At 71.6% G+C, this 15,614-nt stretch carries 14 protein-coding genes; 8 read left to right on the top strand and 6 right to left on the bottom strand.

The annotated features are described in order from the left end of the window. Positions 1-73 precede the first annotated feature (73 nt). Positions 74-667, top strand: a complete 594-nt coding sequence (locus tag ACX9TP_RS10965; protein WP_482979659.1) for an outer membrane protein — start codon at positions 74-76, stop codon at positions 665-667. A 68-nt stretch (positions 668-735) separates the two neighbouring features. Here the strand turns inward: ACX9TP_RS10965 and ACX9TP_RS10960 are convergent, their stop codons facing one another. The 3 genes from ACX9TP_RS10960 to ACX9TP_RS10950 form a co-directional block, all read right to left on the bottom strand. Continuing rightward, positions 736-1,431 carry a hypothetical protein gene (locus ACX9TP_RS10960; protein ID WP_482979658.1) on the bottom strand — a complete coding sequence of 232 codons (696 nt, stop codon included), beginning with the start codon at positions 1,429-1,431 and terminating at the stop codon, positions 736-738. A gap of 90 nt (positions 1,432-1,521) precedes the next feature. Next, positions 1,522-5,037, bottom strand: a complete 3,516-nt coding sequence (metH, locus tag ACX9TP_RS10955) for a methionine synthase (RefSeq protein ID WP_482979657.1) — start codon at positions 5,035-5,037, stop codon at positions 1,522-1,524. Beyond that, positions 5,034-5,930 carry an ArsR/SmtB family transcription factor gene (locus ACX9TP_RS10950; RefSeq protein WP_482979656.1) on the bottom strand — a complete coding sequence of 299 codons (897 nt, stop codon included), beginning with the start codon at positions 5,928-5,930 and terminating at the stop codon, positions 5,034-5,036. Before ACX9TP_RS10950 ends, metH begins: the two co-directional genes overlap by 4 nt. Before the next feature lie 97 nt (positions 5,931-6,027). On the opposite strand from ACX9TP_RS10950, the gene ACX9TP_RS10945 reads away from it, so the two are divergent. Together ACX9TP_RS10945 and ACX9TP_RS10940 are read left to right on the top strand one after the other, a co-directional pair. Then, positions 6,028-6,906: a patatin-like phospholipase family protein gene (locus tag ACX9TP_RS10945; protein ID WP_482979655.1), complete on the top strand. Its 879-nt coding sequence runs from the start codon at positions 6,028-6,030 to the stop codon at positions 6,904-6,906. Positions 6,907-7,114: 208 nt separating this feature from the next. Continuing rightward, the gene (locus tag ACX9TP_RS10940) at positions 7,115-8,722 is read left to right on the top strand and encodes a S8 family peptidase (protein ID WP_482979654.1); all 1,608 of its coding nucleotides are present in this window, start codon (positions 7,115-7,117) and stop codon (positions 8,720-8,722) included. 53 nt (positions 8,723-8,775) lie between these two features. Here the strand turns inward: ACX9TP_RS10940 and ACX9TP_RS10935 are convergent, their stop codons facing one another. The 3 genes from ACX9TP_RS10935 to ACX9TP_RS10925 all read right to left on the bottom strand — a co-directional run bounded on the left by ACX9TP_RS10935 (position 8,776) and on the right by ACX9TP_RS10925 (position 10,719). Next, positions 8,776-9,219, bottom strand: a complete 444-nt coding sequence (locus ACX9TP_RS10935; protein WP_482979653.1) for a CoA-binding protein — start codon at positions 9,217-9,219, stop codon at positions 8,776-8,778. Next, positions 9,216-10,304: a hypothetical protein gene (locus ACX9TP_RS10930; RefSeq protein ID WP_482979652.1), complete on the bottom strand. Its 1,089-nt coding sequence runs from the start codon at positions 10,302-10,304 to the stop codon at positions 9,216-9,218. Before ACX9TP_RS10930 ends, ACX9TP_RS10935 begins: the two co-directional genes overlap by 4 nt. A gap of 97 nt (positions 10,305-10,401) precedes the next feature. Further along, positions 10,402-10,719, bottom strand: coding sequence for a DUF2795 domain-containing protein (locus ACX9TP_RS10925; RefSeq protein WP_482979651.1), 318 nt, complete (start codon positions 10,717-10,719; stop codon positions 10,402-10,404). A 198-nt stretch (positions 10,720-10,917) separates the two neighbouring features. On the opposite strand from ACX9TP_RS10925, the gene ACX9TP_RS10920 reads away from it, so the two are divergent. From ACX9TP_RS10920 to ACX9TP_RS10900, 5 genes are all read left to right on the top strand, one after another. After that, complete coding sequence (locus tag ACX9TP_RS10920; RefSeq protein WP_482979650.1) at positions 10,918-12,528, top strand: YiiX/YebB-like N1pC/P60 family cysteine hydrolase; 1,611 nt, start codon at positions 10,918-10,920, stop codon at positions 12,526-12,528. An 8-nt stretch (positions 12,529-12,536) separates the two neighbouring features. Beyond that, positions 12,537-12,812, top strand: a complete 276-nt coding sequence (locus ACX9TP_RS10915; protein WP_482979649.1) for a hypothetical protein — start codon at positions 12,537-12,539, stop codon at positions 12,810-12,812. Positions 12,813-12,896: 84 nt separating this feature from the next. Continuing rightward, on the top strand, positions 12,897-13,721 hold the full coding sequence (locus ACX9TP_RS10910; RefSeq protein WP_482982149.1) for a SirB1 family protein: 825 nt from the start codon (positions 12,897-12,899) through the stop codon (positions 13,719-13,721). 36 nt (positions 13,722-13,757) lie between these two features. Further along, complete coding sequence (locus ACX9TP_RS10905; RefSeq protein WP_482979648.1) at positions 13,758-14,321, top strand: NUDIX hydrolase; 564 nt, start codon at positions 13,758-13,760, stop codon at positions 14,319-14,321. A 168-nt stretch (positions 14,322-14,489) separates the two neighbouring features. Next, complete coding sequence (locus ACX9TP_RS10900; RefSeq protein WP_482979647.1) at positions 14,490-15,071, top strand: DUF2378 family protein; 582 nt, start codon at positions 14,490-14,492, stop codon at positions 15,069-15,071. Positions 15,072-15,614 lie beyond the last annotated feature (543 nt).

The raw sequence follows: 15,614 nt of genomic DNA, 5'->3' as shown, positions 1-15,614 counted from the left end.
GGGTTCCGGACCTCCGGGACTGGCCCCATGCTTTTACGCAGGCATTCCCAACGGGCCGAGGAGGGACGCGGCGATGACGCGACACGCATGGCGGGCGGGCACCCTGGCGGCGGCGCTGCTGGCCGCCCCGGCCCTCGCGCAGAGGACCGACCCGGCACTGCAGCCGGCCCCCGGCTTCGGCGCCCCGGGAGTGACGGTGCACACGGGGCTGGCGACCTATACCGGAGCGCTCGGCGGCCAGACGGACGCGGGCGCCTTCATGGACATCCAGGCGGAGGTGCCGCTCCTGCCGGGCCTCGGCCTGGAGGCCGGCTACGAGGGCTCGGCCAATGGCTTCGCGGAGGTCAACACCGGCGCGCTATGGCGCCACAACCTGGGCGCCACCGCCAAGCTCGGGCCCACGCTCGGAGGCCGCTGGAAGCCCTTCGTCGGCGCGGGCCTGGGCGTCAGCTACATCGACACGAGCGGCGAGGCGGACGAGCAGCCCTTCGGCAATGACTTCGTCTCGGAGTTCCCGCTCGCGGCCGGTATCGAGTACCGGTTCAACGGCGTGACGGCCGGTGCACGCGCCACGTACCGCATCATCGTCGGTGAGGCCTTCACCACCGGCCCCATCTACGAAGGCGACCTCCTCACCGCCGGCGTCAGCCTGGGCACTCGCTTCTAGCCGCGGGCGCGCTCACTGCGCGCCAATGGCCTCGAGGGCGCAGCCACACCGCCATTCAACACCCCCCGTCAGAAGCGCCCCGCCAGCCCAAGGGTGCCACCGCGCGAGGACACGCCCACCGTGGGCGTCCACCACGTGCCGACGCCGCGAGCCGACGCCGCGAGTGCGCGCGGCTGGGGCTGCGCCCAGGACGAGGTGACTTCATACGTGACGATGGACGTGGCCAGCGGGAGCAGGATGAGCAGGGGAAACACCTGCTCCGCGCCGATGTCCGACATGTACAGGCCCGCCGCCGCGCCCCCCGCCAGCAACCCCAGGCCCACCGTGGGGAGGAAGCGTCCCCGCCCGTCCAGCATCGAGCCCGCGCCATACACCCCCAGCGCCGCGCCGAGCGACCAGCCCACGAGCGCCCCACCCACCAGACCCGAGCCGTTACAGGTCCCCCCATCGCAGCCGAGTTCCAGCCCACCGAAGGGCAGCGTGGCCACCATGCCCATGAAGGCGCCGCCCACGCCGCCCACCGCGCCCCCCATGGACTCCAGGAGCACCCGGCCCGCCACCCGCCCCCCGGGCTCCGGCGCCCACTCCACCTGCTCGGCCTGCCGCGAGGGCCGCGCCTCGGACGGGACGGACTCCTCCCGCTCTGCCTCGGCGACGTCCTCCACGCCGATGAGCGGCGGAGGCTGCAATGACGCGGTGGACTGGGCGAGCGCCGCGCCCGGCAACAGCGCGAGCACGAGCAGCACGACACGGATGTCAGACACGGGGGCTCTCCAGCGGGGTGTGGCCCCTCTCGGCCAGAGGGGACGCGTGGACCCGGTGCAGCTTCCAAGCCACGCGCCGCCGCCCACCGCTCACGTCACGGAGAAGTACGAGGCCTGCGGGTGGTGGAAGACGATGGCGGACACCGAGGCCTCCGGCTCCATCATGCAGCCGTCGGTGAGCTGCACGCCGATTTCCTCCGGGCGCAGCGCGGCGAACAGCTTCGCCTGGTCCTCCAGGCGCGGGCACGCGGGGTAGCCGAAGGAGTAGCGCTTGCCCGAGTACTCCGCGCGGAAGCGCTCCAGCATCGTCATGTCCGGGCGGTCCGGCGTGCCCCACATGCTGCGCAGCTGCGTGTGCAGCAGCTCCGCGTAGCCCTCCGCCGTCTCCAGCGCGAGCGCCTGCACCGCGTGCATCTTCAGGAACTCGCCCTTCGCCTTCAGCTCCTCCGCCAGCTCGCGGATGCCCGCGCCCGCGGTGACGACGAACATGGCCACGTTGTCGCGCGGCTTGCCGCCCTCCAGCGGCCGCAGATAGTCCGCCAGGCACAGCCCGCCCTCGCGGTCCTGCCGGGGGAAGTCGAAGGACGCCGCCTCCTTCCCGGTGTTCCCGTCGAAGAGCACCACCCGGTTGCCGTCGCTGCCCGCCTGGAAGAACTGGAAGACGGAGCGCGCGTGCATGAGCCCGCCACGCAGCACGGCCTTCAATTCCTCCACCGCCTCCTTCAGCGCCAGCGCCTTGCGCCCCTCCTCCGTCTTCGCCAGCTCCGCCTCGGCCGGCGTGCCCAGCGCGCGTGACGAGGAGCGCAGGCCCAGGTGCCGCCCGTACAGCATCACCGGGTTGATGAACTTCCAGATGTGGTCCAGCGGCGTGTTCGTCAGCACGTGCCGCTCGAAGTCCGGCGCGGCCGGCACCGTCTCCGGCACCTGGATTTCGGCGCTGCGCCCGCGCGACACGAGGGGCGCCGGGGCCGGGCGCTCCTTCACCTCCTGCGCCAGCTTCTCGCGGCGCACGGCCAGGTCCCCCCGCAGCTTCTGGTGCGCGCTGGGGTCCACAATCTGCTTCGCCAGGTCCAGGCCGCTCATCGCGTCCTGCGCGTAGGCCACCGTGCCGCCGCCGTAGGCCGGGGCGATGTTGCGGTCCACGAAGTTGCGGCTGAGCGCCGCGCCGCCCACCAGAATCGGCGTCTCCACGCCCGCGCGCTTCAAGTCCTCGGCCGTCGCCACCATCTGGTGCGCGCTCTTCACCAGCAGGCCCGACAGGCCGAGGATGTCCGGCCGGTGCTCGCGCACCGCCTGCACCAACTGCTCGGGCGGCACCTTGATGCCCAGGTTCACCACGTGGAAGCCGTTGTTGGCGAGGATGATTTCCACCAGGTTCTTCCCGATGTCGTGCACGTCGCCCTTCACCGTGGCCAGCACCACCTTGCCGCGCATGGCCGCCTGGGCCTTGCTCATGTGCGGCTCCAGGTGGCTCACCGCGGCCTTCATCGACTCGGCGCTCTGGAGCACCTCCGCCACAATCAGCTCGTTGGCGGCGAAGAGGCGGCCCACCTCGTCCATGCCCTTCATCAAGGGGCCGTTGATGATTTCCAGCGGCGCGTACTTCTTCATCGCCTCATCCAGGTCCGCGGTGAGGCCGTCGCGCGTGCCCTCGATGATGTAGCGCTGCAGCCGCTCCTCCAGCGGCAGGCTGCTCACCGCAGCGCGGGCCGGCTTGCGCTCGCGGAAGTGCGCGGCGAAGGGCGTCACCGGGTCCACGCCGCGGTTGTAGAGCAGGTCCTCCGCCAGCTTGCGCTCCTCCTCCGGCAGCGAGGCGTAGCGCTCCAGCTTCTCCGAGTTGACCAGCGCCATGTCCAGGCCCGCCTGGACGCAGTGGTACAGGAAGACGGAGTTGAGCACCTCGCGGCCCGCGGTGGGCAGGCCGAAGGACACATTGGAGATGCCCAGCACCGTCTTGCAGCGCGGGAAGCGCTCCTTGATGAGGCGCACGCCCTCAATCGTTTCCACGCCGCTGCCCGTGTACTGCGCGTCGCCGGAGGCGCACGGGAAGACGAGCGGGTCGAAGTAGAGGTCCTCCGGCTTCATGCCGTACTTCTTCGTGAGCAGCTCATACGAGCGCTCCGCCACCTCCAGCTTGCGCTGGCGCGGCACCGCCATGCCCACCTCGTCGATGCAGCCCACCACCAGCGCCGCGCCGAAGCGGCGCGCCAGCGGCACCACCTTCTCGAAGCGCTCCTCGCCGTCCTCCAGGTTGACCGAGTTGATGATGGCCTTGCCCTGGCTGTACGTGAGCGCCATCTCGATGACGCGCTCGTCCGTGGAGTCGATCATCAGGGGCACGCGCACCTTCTTGACGACCACCTCCAGGAAGGCGCGCATGTCCTCCAGCTCTTCCCGGTCCGGGTTGGCGAGGCAGATGTCGATGACCTGCGCCCCCCGCTTCACCTGCGCGCGGGCAATCTCCGACGCGTCGTCGAGCTGGCCCGCGACGATGAGCTCCTTGAACTTCTTGCTGCCGATGACGTTGGTGCGCTCGCCGACGATGAGCGGGCGCTCGTCGTCCTTCACCTCCACGTAGTCCACGCCGGACAGCGAGGCGCGGGGCCGGGGCGAGGCGCTGCGGGGCTTCAAGCCCTTCACCGCCTGCGAGAGCGTCTCGATGTGGCCCGCGTGCGTGCCGCAGCAGCCGCCCACCACGTTGAGCCAGCCCTGCTCACAGAAGCGCTTGAGCGAGCGGGCAATCATGTCCGGCGTTTCCAGGTAGTGGCCGTTCTCGTCCGGCAGTCCCGCGTTGGGCACGCACGACACGGGGAACGGGCTCATCGCGGACAGCGAGCGCAGGTGGTCCGTCATGAAGTCCGGGCCGGTGGCGCAGTTGAGCCCCAGGTACAAGAGGTCCGCGTGCTCCAGCGACGCGGCGAGGCTCTCCACGCTCTGCCCCGCGAGCATCGTCCCCATGGGCTCGATGGTGCCGGACACCGCCACCGGCAGCGAGTAGCCCAGCTTGCGGAAGGCCTGCTCGATTCCGAGGAGCGCCGCCTTCACGTTGCGCGTGTCCTGCGCCGTCTCCACCAGCAGGTAGTCGGAGCCGCCGAGCGCGAGCCCCTCCGCCTGCACGGCGAAGTTCTGCACCAGCTCCTCGAAGGTGATGCCGCCGGTGACGCTGATGGCCTTGGTGGTGGGGCCGATGGAGCCCGCCACCCAGCGCATGCGGCCGTCCTTCGCCTCGGCGGCGGCGGCGGCGTTGCGCGCGAGCCGGGCGGCGACCTCGTTGATTTCGAGCGCCTTGTGCCCCAGGCCGAACTCGTTGAGCACCAGCGGCGTGCCGCCGAAGGTGTCCGTCTCCGTCACGTCCGCGCCCGCAGCGAAGTAGCGCGCGTGGATGCTCTCCACGAGCTCGGGCCGGGTGAGGACCAGGTTCTCATTGCAGCCCTCGTACTCCGCGCCGCCGAAGTCCGCCGCCTTGAGGTCGTGGTTCTGGAGCAGCGTGCCCATGGCGCCGTCCAGCACCAGCACGCGCTCGCGCATGGCGGTGCGCAGGGCCTCCACGCGGCGGCCGTTCTCACCGGAAGGAGGCGGCAGTGCGGCGGGCAGGTGGCTCGTCATGATGGCTTGACTCCGGTCAGCAGGAAGACGCGGAAGGGACTGGCCCCGTCGCGCGCGTGCGTCTCGCGGGTGAGGGACGTGAAGCCGGCCTCGCGCAGGGCGGCTTCGAGGGATTCGGGCGCGAAGCCCAGGTGCCGGTGGCCCAACCGCTCCAGCACCCAGCGCTCCTCGTGCGGCATCAGCTCCAGCAACACCAGCCGGCCGCCCGGCTTGAGCAGGCGGGCGGCCTCGGCCAGCGCCGCCGCGGGGGACTCCACGTGGTGGAGGCTCTGCGAAATCACGACGAGGTCCATCCGCCCCGCCTTCAACGACAGGCGCTGCAGGTCCTCGCACAGGAAGGTGATGTTGGAGCGCGCCTCGCGGCCGGCGCGCTCGCGGGCCTGCACCAGCGCGTCCGCGTTCTGGTCGATGGCCCACACGTGCCGCGCCCAGCGCGCAATGGCCACGCTCAGCACGCCGGTGCCACAGCCGAAGTCCGCCACGTCCAGCGGCGGCAGCAGCGACGCCAGCGCCCCCGCCCACAAGAACCACGACTGGCCCGGCTCCAGGAGCCGCTCGTTGAGCGCCTGCCGGTCCTCGCGCGCGCGCAGCAGGTCTTTCAGCCGCGCCGAGTCCCCCGCCGCGTCCTCCGCCTCGCGGGCCAGCCGGATGAGCGGCCAGCGCGAGTCCTCCTGCTCCAGCGCCAGCGAGTAGTAGCTGAAGCCCGCCTGCCGCTCCTCACGCAGGAGCCCCAACCCCTTGAGCTTGCCCAGGTGGTGCGACACCGACGACTGCGCCACGCCCACCAGCGACACCAGCTCCGTCACGTTCAACGGGGCCTCGGCCACCAGCCGCAGGATGCGCAGGCGCGTCGGGTCTCCGAGCACCCGGAATGACTGGGAGAGCTCCTCCATATCGTCGCATCAACATACGTCGATACTCAGGCGACCGCCAGCACTCTCTAGACGCATCGCGTTGCCTGTTTCCGGACAGTGGCGTACATCCTTGGGAATGGCCTCTCCCACCCTGCACCAGCTCCTCGATGGAAAGCGGTTCGGCCTGGTCCTCTCCGCGGGCTACTTCGGCTTCTATGGGCACGCCGGCTTCCTCAAGGGGCTGGCGGCCACGGGGCTCAAGCCCCAGGCGTACGCGGGCACCTCCGCCGGCGGCATGGTGGCGGCGTACGCGGCGGCGGGCATCCCCGTCCACGCGATTGAGGAATTGGTGCTGCGCCAGACGCGCGCCAACTTCTGGGACCCGGACCCCATTGGCGCGGTGCTGAACGCGGACGCCATCGGTCACGGGATGACGGGCCTGCTCAAGGGCGAGCGCTTCCGGCGGCTGCTGGAGGACACGCTGGCGGTGCGCACCTTCGAGGAACTGCCGCACCCGCTGCTGCTGGTGGCGTCCAACCTCACGCTGGGCCGGCACGAGGTCTTCACCTCGGGCGAGCTGGCCGCGCGCGTCCACGCCACCTGCGCCTACCCGGGCCTGTTCCGCGCGGTGCCGCTGGAGGGCAACCTCTACTGGGACGGAGGACTGGTGGACAAGGCGCCCGCGCTGTCGCTCAACGAGAGCGCGGTGGGGAAGGACCTGGATGCCATCCTCGTGCACTTCCTGCCCAGCCGGACGCGCAAGGTGGTGGGCGGGCCCATGGCGTACGCGCAGGGCCTGGCGTCCGGTTCCGCGGCGCTCCGCAGAGACCACTTCCGGCTCCAGCTCACCGTGCTGGAGCAGCGGCAGGTGCCCGTCTACGTCGTCGTCTCCAACCTGCCGCCGGTGACGCCGACGACGATGGAGCGCGGCTTCGACGCGCTGGACCAGGCGCGCCTGTCCGCCGAGCGCGCCCTGGCGCGGCCCCCGGTGCCCTTCGCGCAAGCGGAGTGGTGAGCCGGGCCCACGGATGACGCAGAGCGACACGAGCCCCCGGGGCCCGGGGGGCCGGGTGTCGCTCCTGTTTCATTTTGAACACCGCCCCGAAGTCATCACGGATTCGATGACAGACCTGGATTGTAAGACCTCCGCGTGATTCGCGTTTCACCCGGCATGAGCCGGGGCGCGCTTCACGGCCGTCCTCTTCTCGAAGTGGAGGCAGTCCATGCCGACGTCGTCCTTCCTGTCCATGCGTCCCCTGCGTGGTGCGCTGCTGTCCCTGTCCCTCCTGGCGCTGGCGCCCGCCGCCGGGGCCGCTCCGAAGCAGCTGGAGCCCCGTGGCCTTGCAGAGAAGCACACCGGCCGCGAGCTGGCCGGCGACATGTTCGTGGAGCGCATCGTGGTGAAGTTCCACGAGGGCAGCCGCGTGCGTCTGCGCGACAACCGCCTGGTGCCCGTCGCCTCCGAGCGGGGCGAGGCGGAGCGCTCGCTGCTGGCCGGCCGCGGCCTGAGCGACGCGAGCCTGCGCGCCGATGCCGCCGCCGTGGAGTCCCTGCTGCAGCGCGCGCCGCGCCTCGGCGCCCCCACCCGCCTCTTCGAGGAGGCCGAGCCCGTGCTGGAGGCGCGCAAGGCCGCCGGTGAGGCGCGCAGCGGTCAGCAGCTCGCAGACCTGAACCTCTACTTCGAGGTGCCGCTCCTGCCGGGCACCACCGCCGGAGGCGTGGCGGACCTGGTGGCGGAGCTGAACCGCCTGGACGGCGTGGAGGTGGCCTACGCCGAGCCGCCGCCGGAGCCGGCCATGGTGAACTTCGGCATGGACGCGGCGCTGCGCAGCCTGCTGGCCGCGGCGGACATCCCCCCCACCACGCCGCTGTACCAGTCCAACCAGGGCTACCTGAACGCGGCGCCCGGTGGCGTGGACGCCAACTACGCCTGGACGGTGGCGGGCGGCCGGGGCACCAACGTGAAGGTGGTGGACATCGAGGGCGGCTGGCGCACCACGCACGAGGACATGCCGGCGATGTTCTACCAGGGCGGCACGCAGTACGCGGACCTCGGCTGGCGCAACCACGGCACCGCCGTGCTGGGTGAGATTGCCAGCGTGTCCAATGCGTACGGCACGACGGGCATCGCGAACGCGGCGCGCGTGGGCATCGAGGGCATCGCCTCGCAGAGCACCGCGAGCGCCATCTCCCGCGCGGCCACGGCCGTGGGCCTGGGCGGCATCGTCCTCATCGAGCTGCACGCGGGAGGCCCGTCGGACGGCACGGCCTGCACGTGCAACACCAGCCAGTGCAACTACATCGCCATGGAGTACTGGACGGCGAACTACGACGCCATCCGCACGGCGACGGCCAACGGCGTCATCGTCGTGGAGGCGGCGGGCAACGGCAGCGCCAACCTGGACGCGGCGGCGTACGGCAACGCCTTCAACCGCAGCGTGCGTGACTCGGGCGCCATCGTCGTGGGCGCCAGCACCGCCACCACGCGCGTGCCCATGTGCTGGACGAACTACGGCAGCCGCGTGGACGTGCACGGCTGGGGTGAGCGCGTCTACTCCCTGGGCTACGGCAACGTGTTCGGCTCCGCGAACGGCGAGGACCAGTACTACACGTCCACCTTCAGCGGCACGTCGAGCGCCTCGCCCATCGTCGTCGGCGCCGCCGCCAGCGCGCAGGGCGTGGCGCTGGCCAACGGCCGCCGCCTGACGAGCATCCAGATGCGCGGCCTGCTGCGCAACAACGGCACCGCGCAGGCGTCCAGCTCGCAGCAGATTGGCCCCCTGCCTGACCTGCGCAAGGCGCTGCCCAAGGTGATTGCCGGGCAGTACTGAGTGACGGCCCGGGCCCGCGCGCAGCCTGGCGCGGGCCTTCGGGCTCGGCGCGCTCAGCGCTTGCCGTACCGCCGGTGGTCCACCATCAGGCAGCGGTCCTGCACCACCTGGATGCCCGCCTTCGCCAGCTTCTCCGCCGCGGCGTCGTTGCGGATGCCGGACTGGAACCACACCGCCTTGGGCTTCTTGGCGATGATGTCGTCCACGTGCGCGTCGATGTCCTGCGGCCGGCGGAAGACATCCACCAGGTCCACGTCCCCGGGCACGTCCGCGAGCCGCCGGAACACCGGCTTGCCGAGGATGTGCGTCACGTCCGGGTAGTAGACGGGCACCGGCACCACGTCCACGCCGGCCCGCGCCAGGTAGTCCGGCACGTAGAAGGCCGGCTGTCCGGACTGCTGCTCCGTCTTGATGCCCAGCACCGCCACCCGCCGCGCGCCCTGCACCACGCGCTCCACGCCCGCTTCGTCCTCCACGAGGTTCTGTTCCCAGCTCATCGCGCCTCCTCCTGAAGACCCTGCGCTCGCGACTCCGTGGTGACGGTCCACTGCTCCCCCGCCACCGCTGCCTTCACCGTCAGCTCCCGACTCACCGGGACGAAGCGGCCCCGCGCCACCAGCTGCTCGCCCTGGCACGTCACGCCCGGGGTGAACCGTGGCCGTCCCGCCGTCTCCCACGCATCCGTCAGCTCGGCCGGCGCATCCGCCGGCAGCGCGTCCAGACAGCGCAGGCTCAGCACCAGCGCGTCGCCGTATTCCGTGTCCCGCGTGCCCTGCACCGTGCGCTCCAGCACGTACGCCAGCTGCGCTTCCCCTACCGGCAACACGTCCACCGCCCAGATGCGCTGCCCCTCCATGAGGTTGCGCTGGAACAGGCCCGAGTAGCGGGATTCCCACTCGCGGCGCGTCCTCGACTCGAGGACCTCCGGCGAGAAGAAGCGCTCCAGCGCCGCCGCATCCGTCCCCGCCGGCACCACGTGCCGCAGGGCCTCCAGCGCGGACTCCGGCGACACCAGCTTCACGAAGGTGCCATCCGCCGCCAGCCGCACCCGGAGCGTGAAGCGCGTGAGCACGTCGTCCACCCAGGTGTCCACCTCGGTGCCGCCCGAGGAAGCGCCCTGCGCGCCGCCTTGCGGCGAGCTGTCCACGACACCGCCCTGTGAGCCCTGCGCGCCGCCTTGCGGCGAGCTGTCCACGGCACCGCCCTGCGAGCCCTGAGCGGCCCCCTGCTGCGAGCCCTGAGCGGCCCCCTGCGGCGAGCCCTGCGCGGGCCCCGGCTGCGAGCCGCCACCCGGCTTCGTCTGCACGCCCTGCGCCGCGCCCCCACGCACCAGTCGCGAGCGCGGCACCACCTGCGCCAGCAGCCACCCACCCTCCGCGGGCGTGAAGCGCGTCTCCGTGGTCAGCTCCGCCTCCTCGCGCACGGCCGTGCCACCGCGCTCCACCACGCGCACGGCGCGCACCGTCTCGGTGAGAACGCGGTCCACGGGAGGCTGGAAGTCGAGCCGCACCGGCGGCGGCCGCGCGGCCATGGGGACCATCGGCGGCGGCGCCCTTCGACAGGCGGCGGTCAGGGACAGCATGAGACAGATCAACAGGAGGCCTGGACGCATGCGCCCGCGCACGCTGGCAGAAACCGCCAGCGCCCGCGAGCGCTTCCTCATCCAATGGACCGGTACTTCACGGGTGCCGCGTGTGGCCCTCGGGCGCGTTCTCCACCAGGTCTCTCCCGATGTTGCGCCGGTCCCTGTCCACCCCATCGTCGTCCTTCAGCCAGGGCGCGCCGAACCGCCTCGCCGCCTCCGCAAGGTCTCTCATCACGTGCTCGCGCGACGCGTACTCCGTCCGCGGTAGCGACTTGAGGACGTTGATGATGTCGACGGGAGCGCCACTGTCCTCCGCGGCCCGCACGATCTGCTCTCGCTCCGCGGGGTAGTCCACCGAGTCGAGGTGCGAGGTGATGGAGAGCCCGGGGTCTTCCGCGAGTCCGTATGCCATCGTGACTCTGCCTTTCTGCCCGGACGTCATGGCCCGGGCGCAGTGCTTGGGTAGGAACAAAATGGGGATGCCCGGTGCACGGGACCACCCGGCCCGCATCCGTCCCACCCCCTGCCCGGCCAGGGGGCCAGCCGCCTTTGCCCCTTCCCGAGGTAGAGTGGGCCTCGCAGCCCCTGTTCCCGCCGGAGCCCCACGCCCATGCCCGCCGCACCCCTCCTGCTCGCCTGGCTTGCGCTCGCCAGCACGCCCGCCGTCCCGCCAGCCACGCCCGCCACCGCGCCCGCCGCCGCCGCGCCCACCGCCGCCGCGGACGTCTACGCCCTGGATGAGGCCGCCTTCGTCGCCCAGGCCCAGCGGGACCTGGCCCAGCTGGAGCGCTACGCCACGGGCCTGCGGGGCCTGCAGGAGTCGGTGAAGAAGTCGCGCGCCGTCTACCTCCAGAAGCAGACCGAGCCGTACTCGCCAGACCAGAAGCGCCTGCTGCTCACCACCTGGGCCGCCTTCTTCGACTACTTCGTCTCCACCGAGGTCATCCGCCAGCGCTACTGGGACTTCGTGAAGGTGCCCTCCCTCACGCAGCCGAAGAAGCACGCCTGGGGCTTCCTCCTCACCCACGGCGCGCTCACCACGGAGCTCGCGCACGGCCTCACCTACGCGGAGCTGACCGGCGGCCGCAAGCAGCTGGAGGTCCTCCTGGACGAGCCCGCCCCCGAGTACGGCCTGCCCCCGCGCGCCTTCGCCCGCTTCAAGGAGAAGGTCATCCACGTGGCCACCACCACGCAGCTGATTACCGGTGACGGCTACAAGGAGCAGCTGCGCCCGCTGCTGTCGCGCGCTGGCGCGCTGGACGCCCCGCGCGTGCCATGGGTGATGCAGGAGATGAAGGAGAACAGCAAGGTGGCGAAGGGGCTGCTCGTGAAGCGTGGCGCCACGCTGTTCGCCAAGGCGGCGGCGGACCTCACCGTGGACGGCGCGCAGCGCGCCTTCTTCCCCGTGCAGCGCGCCGTGGCCGAGTGGATGGGCGACACGCGCGTGCGCCGCATCGGCCAGCCGCTCATCGCCCGCGAGCAGGCGCTCGCCGTGCTCAAGCGCATGGAGCCCGGCGACATCATGGTGGCCCGGCAGAACTGGTACCTCTCCAACGTCGGCCTGCCGGGCTTCTGGCCGCACGCGGAGCTCTTCGTCGGCACCCCGGACGAGCTCGCCGCCTACTTCGACGACGACGCGGACGTGAAGGCCTGGGCCGCCACCCTGCCCGGCAAGCCCGCCTCCTTCTCGCAGCACCTGGCCCAGGCCTTCCCCACCAAGTGGGCCGAGTACACCGGGAAGGACCCGCACGGAGACCCCATCCGCATCATCGAGTCCATCAGCGAGGGCGTGTCCTTCACCGGCCTGGAGCACGGCATGCGCGTGGACTACCTGGGCGTCATGCGCCCCCGCGTGTCCAAGCTGGACAAGGCCCGCGCCGTGCTGCGCGCCTTCTCCTTCCAGGGCCGCCCCTACGACTTCAACTTCGACTTCTTCTCCGACCAGACGCTCGTGTGCACGGAGCTGGTCTGGAAGTCCTACGCCCCCTCCACGGAGATGAAGGGCCTGAGCGTTCCCCTGGTGGACGTGGCCGGCCGCCGCACCCTGCCCGCCAATGAGCTGGTCCGCGTCTTCGACGCCGAGTACGGCCGGGAGGACCGCCAGTTCGACTTCGTGGCCTTCCTGGACGGCCGGGAGACCGAGGGCAACGCAAAGGAGGCGGACGCGTCCGCCTTCCGTTACAGCTACCGCCGGGCGAAGTGGGACATCGCACAGGAGTAGGCCCCCTCATGACAGAGCAGTTGGCCCAGGAGATGCTGGAGCTTTCCTCCCAGCTCTTCGACCGGATGATTTCTCAACAGCAGGCCAAGGTAATGCGGCTCGCCCGCGAGGCCGTGCCCAACATCTCCCCCGAGGAGCTGCGCAATCCCCACGACTTCCCGCAACTCAAGGAACACCCTACATTCGAGTTCGAGGATGGAATCCTGTCCGGGCTGATTTCGGCCCAGGTGGCGTTGCGTGCGGAAATCAAGGGACGGCTGCCGCTTGCTCCGCCTGCAATCTGACGGTCGTCTGCCTGCCTTTGCCGTCCGGCCCGCCGTGGGTTACTGGTTCCCGCCGTGAGTATTCCCTCTGGATTCAGCCCGCCGCTGGCTCGGGAGCGTTTGGTGTCGGCGCTGGCCGCCGAGCCGCCCCGGCTGGACCTGGCTGCGCTCGCCATCGCCACCCTGGACCACCCCACGCTGGACGCCCCCGGCTGCCTGCACATGCTGGACGTGCTGGCGTGTCGGGTGCAGGTGGAGGCGGAGCGGCTCAAGGACAAGGGCGAGGCCCTGGCGCCGCTGCGCGCGCTGCGCCACGTGCTGGCCGACATCGAGGGCTTCCGCGGCAACGAGGACGACTACCACTCGCCGGAGAACAGCTTCCTGAACCAGGTGCTGGAGCGGAAGGTGGGGCTGCCGATAACGCTGTCCGTCGTCTACCTGGAGGTGGCGCGGCGCGCGGGCATCTCCCTGTATGGCGTGCCCTTCCCCGGCCACTTCCTGGTGGCGCACGACGCGGGGGACCACAAGCTCGTCATGGACCCGTTCCACCACGGGGACATCCTCACGGAGCACGGCTGCGAGGAGCTGCTCAAGCGCGTGGCGCCGCAGCTCAAGTTCGACCGGGCCATGCTGGCCCCGGCGCCGGTGGAGCTGATTACCTACCGCATGCTGTCCAACCTGCGGCGCGTGTACCTGGGCCGCGAGGACTGCGAGCGCGGGCTGGCCGTGGTGGACCTGCTGCTGCTCTTGGCGCCGGACCACCCGGGTGAGCTGCGCACGCGCGCGGCGCTCTTGGCCAACCTGGGCGCCTACCGCGCGGCGCTCAAGGACGTGGAGCGGTGCCTGGAGCTGTCCCCCGAGGCGCCGGACCGCGACAGGCTGGAGCTGACGGCCCGCGAGCTGCGCGAGCGCGCCTCGCTGCTCAACTGAAAGCGCCGGGCCTGCCCGGCCCGGGAGGAAATCCACGTGTCCCAGACGGTGAAGCCCTGGCTGCGACTGCGCCGGGGGTTGGAGCTCGACTACCGCGTGCTCAAGGTGCGCGAGGACCGCTGGGCGGACCCGCGCACGGGCCACGAGGCGTCGCGCGTGCTCGTGGACTGCTCGGACTGGGTGAATGTCATCGCCGTCACGACGGCGGACGAGCTCGTGCTGGTGCGGCAGTTCCGCTTCGGCATCCAGTCCGCCACGCTGGAGATTCCCGGCGGCATGGTGGAGCCGGGCGAGGACCCGGCGGTGGCCGCGGCGCGCGAGCTGGAGGAGGAGACGGGCTACGTGCCGGGCCGCGTGGTGCCGCTCGGCGCCGTGCACCCCAACCCCGCGCTCCAGCCCAACCGGTGCTTCAGCTTCCTGGCGCTGGACTGCGTGAAGCGCCACGCGGGGCAGCAGGACGAGGGCGAGGACATCGCCGTGGAGCTGCACCCGCGCTCGGACGTGTCCCGGCTCATCCTGGAGGGCCACATCACCCACTCGTTGGTGGTGGTGGCCTTCTTCCAGGAGCGGCTGCGCGCGGAGGCCGGTGGAGCGAAGTAGACCCATTGTATCCTCCGCCGCTGCTTGCGTCGCGGGATGAACACGGCGCGCGCGCAACGTCCGGGAGCCATCGGATGGGCGGACGCGGACGCTTCCGGGAAGTGGGTGGGCTCCTCGTATCCTGCTCCTCCGGCGCCACACCCGCCGGAGCACTCCAGGAGACGCGCCATGCACGCATCGGAGGAGCAGGCCCGGGCCGAGCCCGCGCCGAGGCAGCGCGTCATCTTCGAGCACACCGTCGACTGGCTGCTCCAGCCCTCGGTGCGTCTGCGCCTGTCGCCCGCGGCGTACAGCGCGCTGAGGCAGGTGGGGCTGGACGCGACGGAGCGGCTGCGGCCCGCGTACACCTTCGACACGTGGAGGCGCAGCCTGGCCATCATCGTCGCGGACCTCTACCCGGGCGTGCCCACCGATGAGGCGTACCGGCTGCTGGGGCAGATGCTGGCGCGCAGCGTGGAGCGCACCGCGCTGGGGCGCGCCATGGTGAGCATGGGGCGGCTGCTGGGCCCGCTGCGCGCGATGCGGCGCATCAACGAGACGTTCCGCAGCGCGGACAACTACGTGGAGTCCCGCTTCACCGAGCGGGGCCCCACGCGCTGCGAGCTGTGGATCAACGAGGTGCTGGAGCAGCCGGGCTACTACCAGGGCATCCTGGAAGCCTGCCTGGAGCTGTCGGGAGCCCGCGACGTGCGCGTGGAGGTGCTCTCACGCGACGGGGCCGGCACCACCTTCGCGCTGTCGTGGCGGTAGCGCGCTGAAAGCGGCTGCCAGCCGTACCCGACACGGGTGGGTCGGGGCCGGTCGCGCGGCCCCACCCTCACCGTCTCAACGGCTCCGCTCCGCGCGCTTCCCGGCACTGACGACGGTGGCCAGGGCCTCGCGCAGGCCTTCCGCCTCACCGACGCGCTTCCCCCGCTTCCCGCCACGCGCGGGGGGAGTCGGAGCCTCGCGGGGCGCGCCTGCCGCCTCGCTCCGCTTCCCGCCACGCACGGTGGCAGCCGGAGCCTCGCGGGGCGCGCCTGCCGCCTCGCTCCGCTTCGCCTCCCGTGCGGTGGCCGCCGGTGCGGACCGCACGCCTTCCGCGCGTCCCCCCTGCTTCCCGGTGCGTGCCCGGGGCGCAGGCGCTTCGCGCGGGGCGGCGGCCGCATTGTCCCGCCGCGCCCCCCGTGCCACGGGCGCGGGCGGTACGGGTTCGGCCTTGCCGCCATGCTGCCTGCCACGGGGCTCGAAAATCGGAAGCGTGGGCTCGGCGTCACCCTTCGTGCCACGCGCCTCGGAAGCCGGAGCCGGACG

This window comes from Pyxidicoccus sp. M15, from assembly GCF_056858435.1.
The sequence above is the reverse complement of the archived record's forward strand: the minus strand, read 5'-3'. Positions and strand labels throughout refer to the sequence as shown.

Coding starts and splice junctions, on each gene's coding strand:
- ACX9TP_RS10925 (WP_482979651.1), bottom strand. CDS start 10,719: ATGGCATACGGACTCGCGGAAGACCCCGGGCTCTCCATCACCTCGCAC.
- ACX9TP_RS10920 (WP_482979650.1), top strand. CDS start 10,918: ATGCCCGCCGCACCCCTCCTGCTCGCCTGGCTTGCGCTCGCCAGCACG.
- ACX9TP_RS10915 (WP_482979649.1), top strand. CDS start 12,537: ATGACAGAGCAGTTGGCCCAGGAGATGCTGGAGCTTTCCTCCCAGCTC.
- ACX9TP_RS10950 (WP_482979656.1), bottom strand. CDS start 5,930: ATGGAGGAGCTCTCCCAGTCATTCCGGGTGCTCGGAGACCCGACGCGC.
- ACX9TP_RS10940 (WP_482979654.1), top strand. CDS start 7,115: ATGCCGACGTCGTCCTTCCTGTCCATGCGTCCCCTGCGTGGTGCGCTG.
- ACX9TP_RS10965 (WP_482979659.1), top strand. CDS start 74: ATGACGCGACACGCATGGCGGGCGGGCACCCTGGCGGCGGCGCTGCTG.
- ACX9TP_RS10935 (WP_482979653.1), bottom strand. CDS start 9,219: ATGAGCTGGGAACAGAACCTCGTGGAGGACGAAGCGGGCGTGGAGCGC.
- metH (WP_482979657.1), bottom strand. CDS start 5,037: ATGACGAGCCACCTGCCCGCCGCACTGCCGCCTCCTTCCGGTGAGAAC.
- ACX9TP_RS10900 (WP_482979647.1), top strand. CDS start 14,490: ATGCACGCATCGGAGGAGCAGGCCCGGGCCGAGCCCGCGCCGAGGCAG.
- ACX9TP_RS10930 (WP_482979652.1), bottom strand. CDS start 10,304: ATGCTGTCCCTGACCGCCGCCTGTCGAAGGGCGCCGCCGCCGATGGTC.
- ACX9TP_RS10945 (WP_482979655.1), top strand. CDS start 6,028: ATGGCCTCTCCCACCCTGCACCAGCTCCTCGATGGAAAGCGGTTCGGC.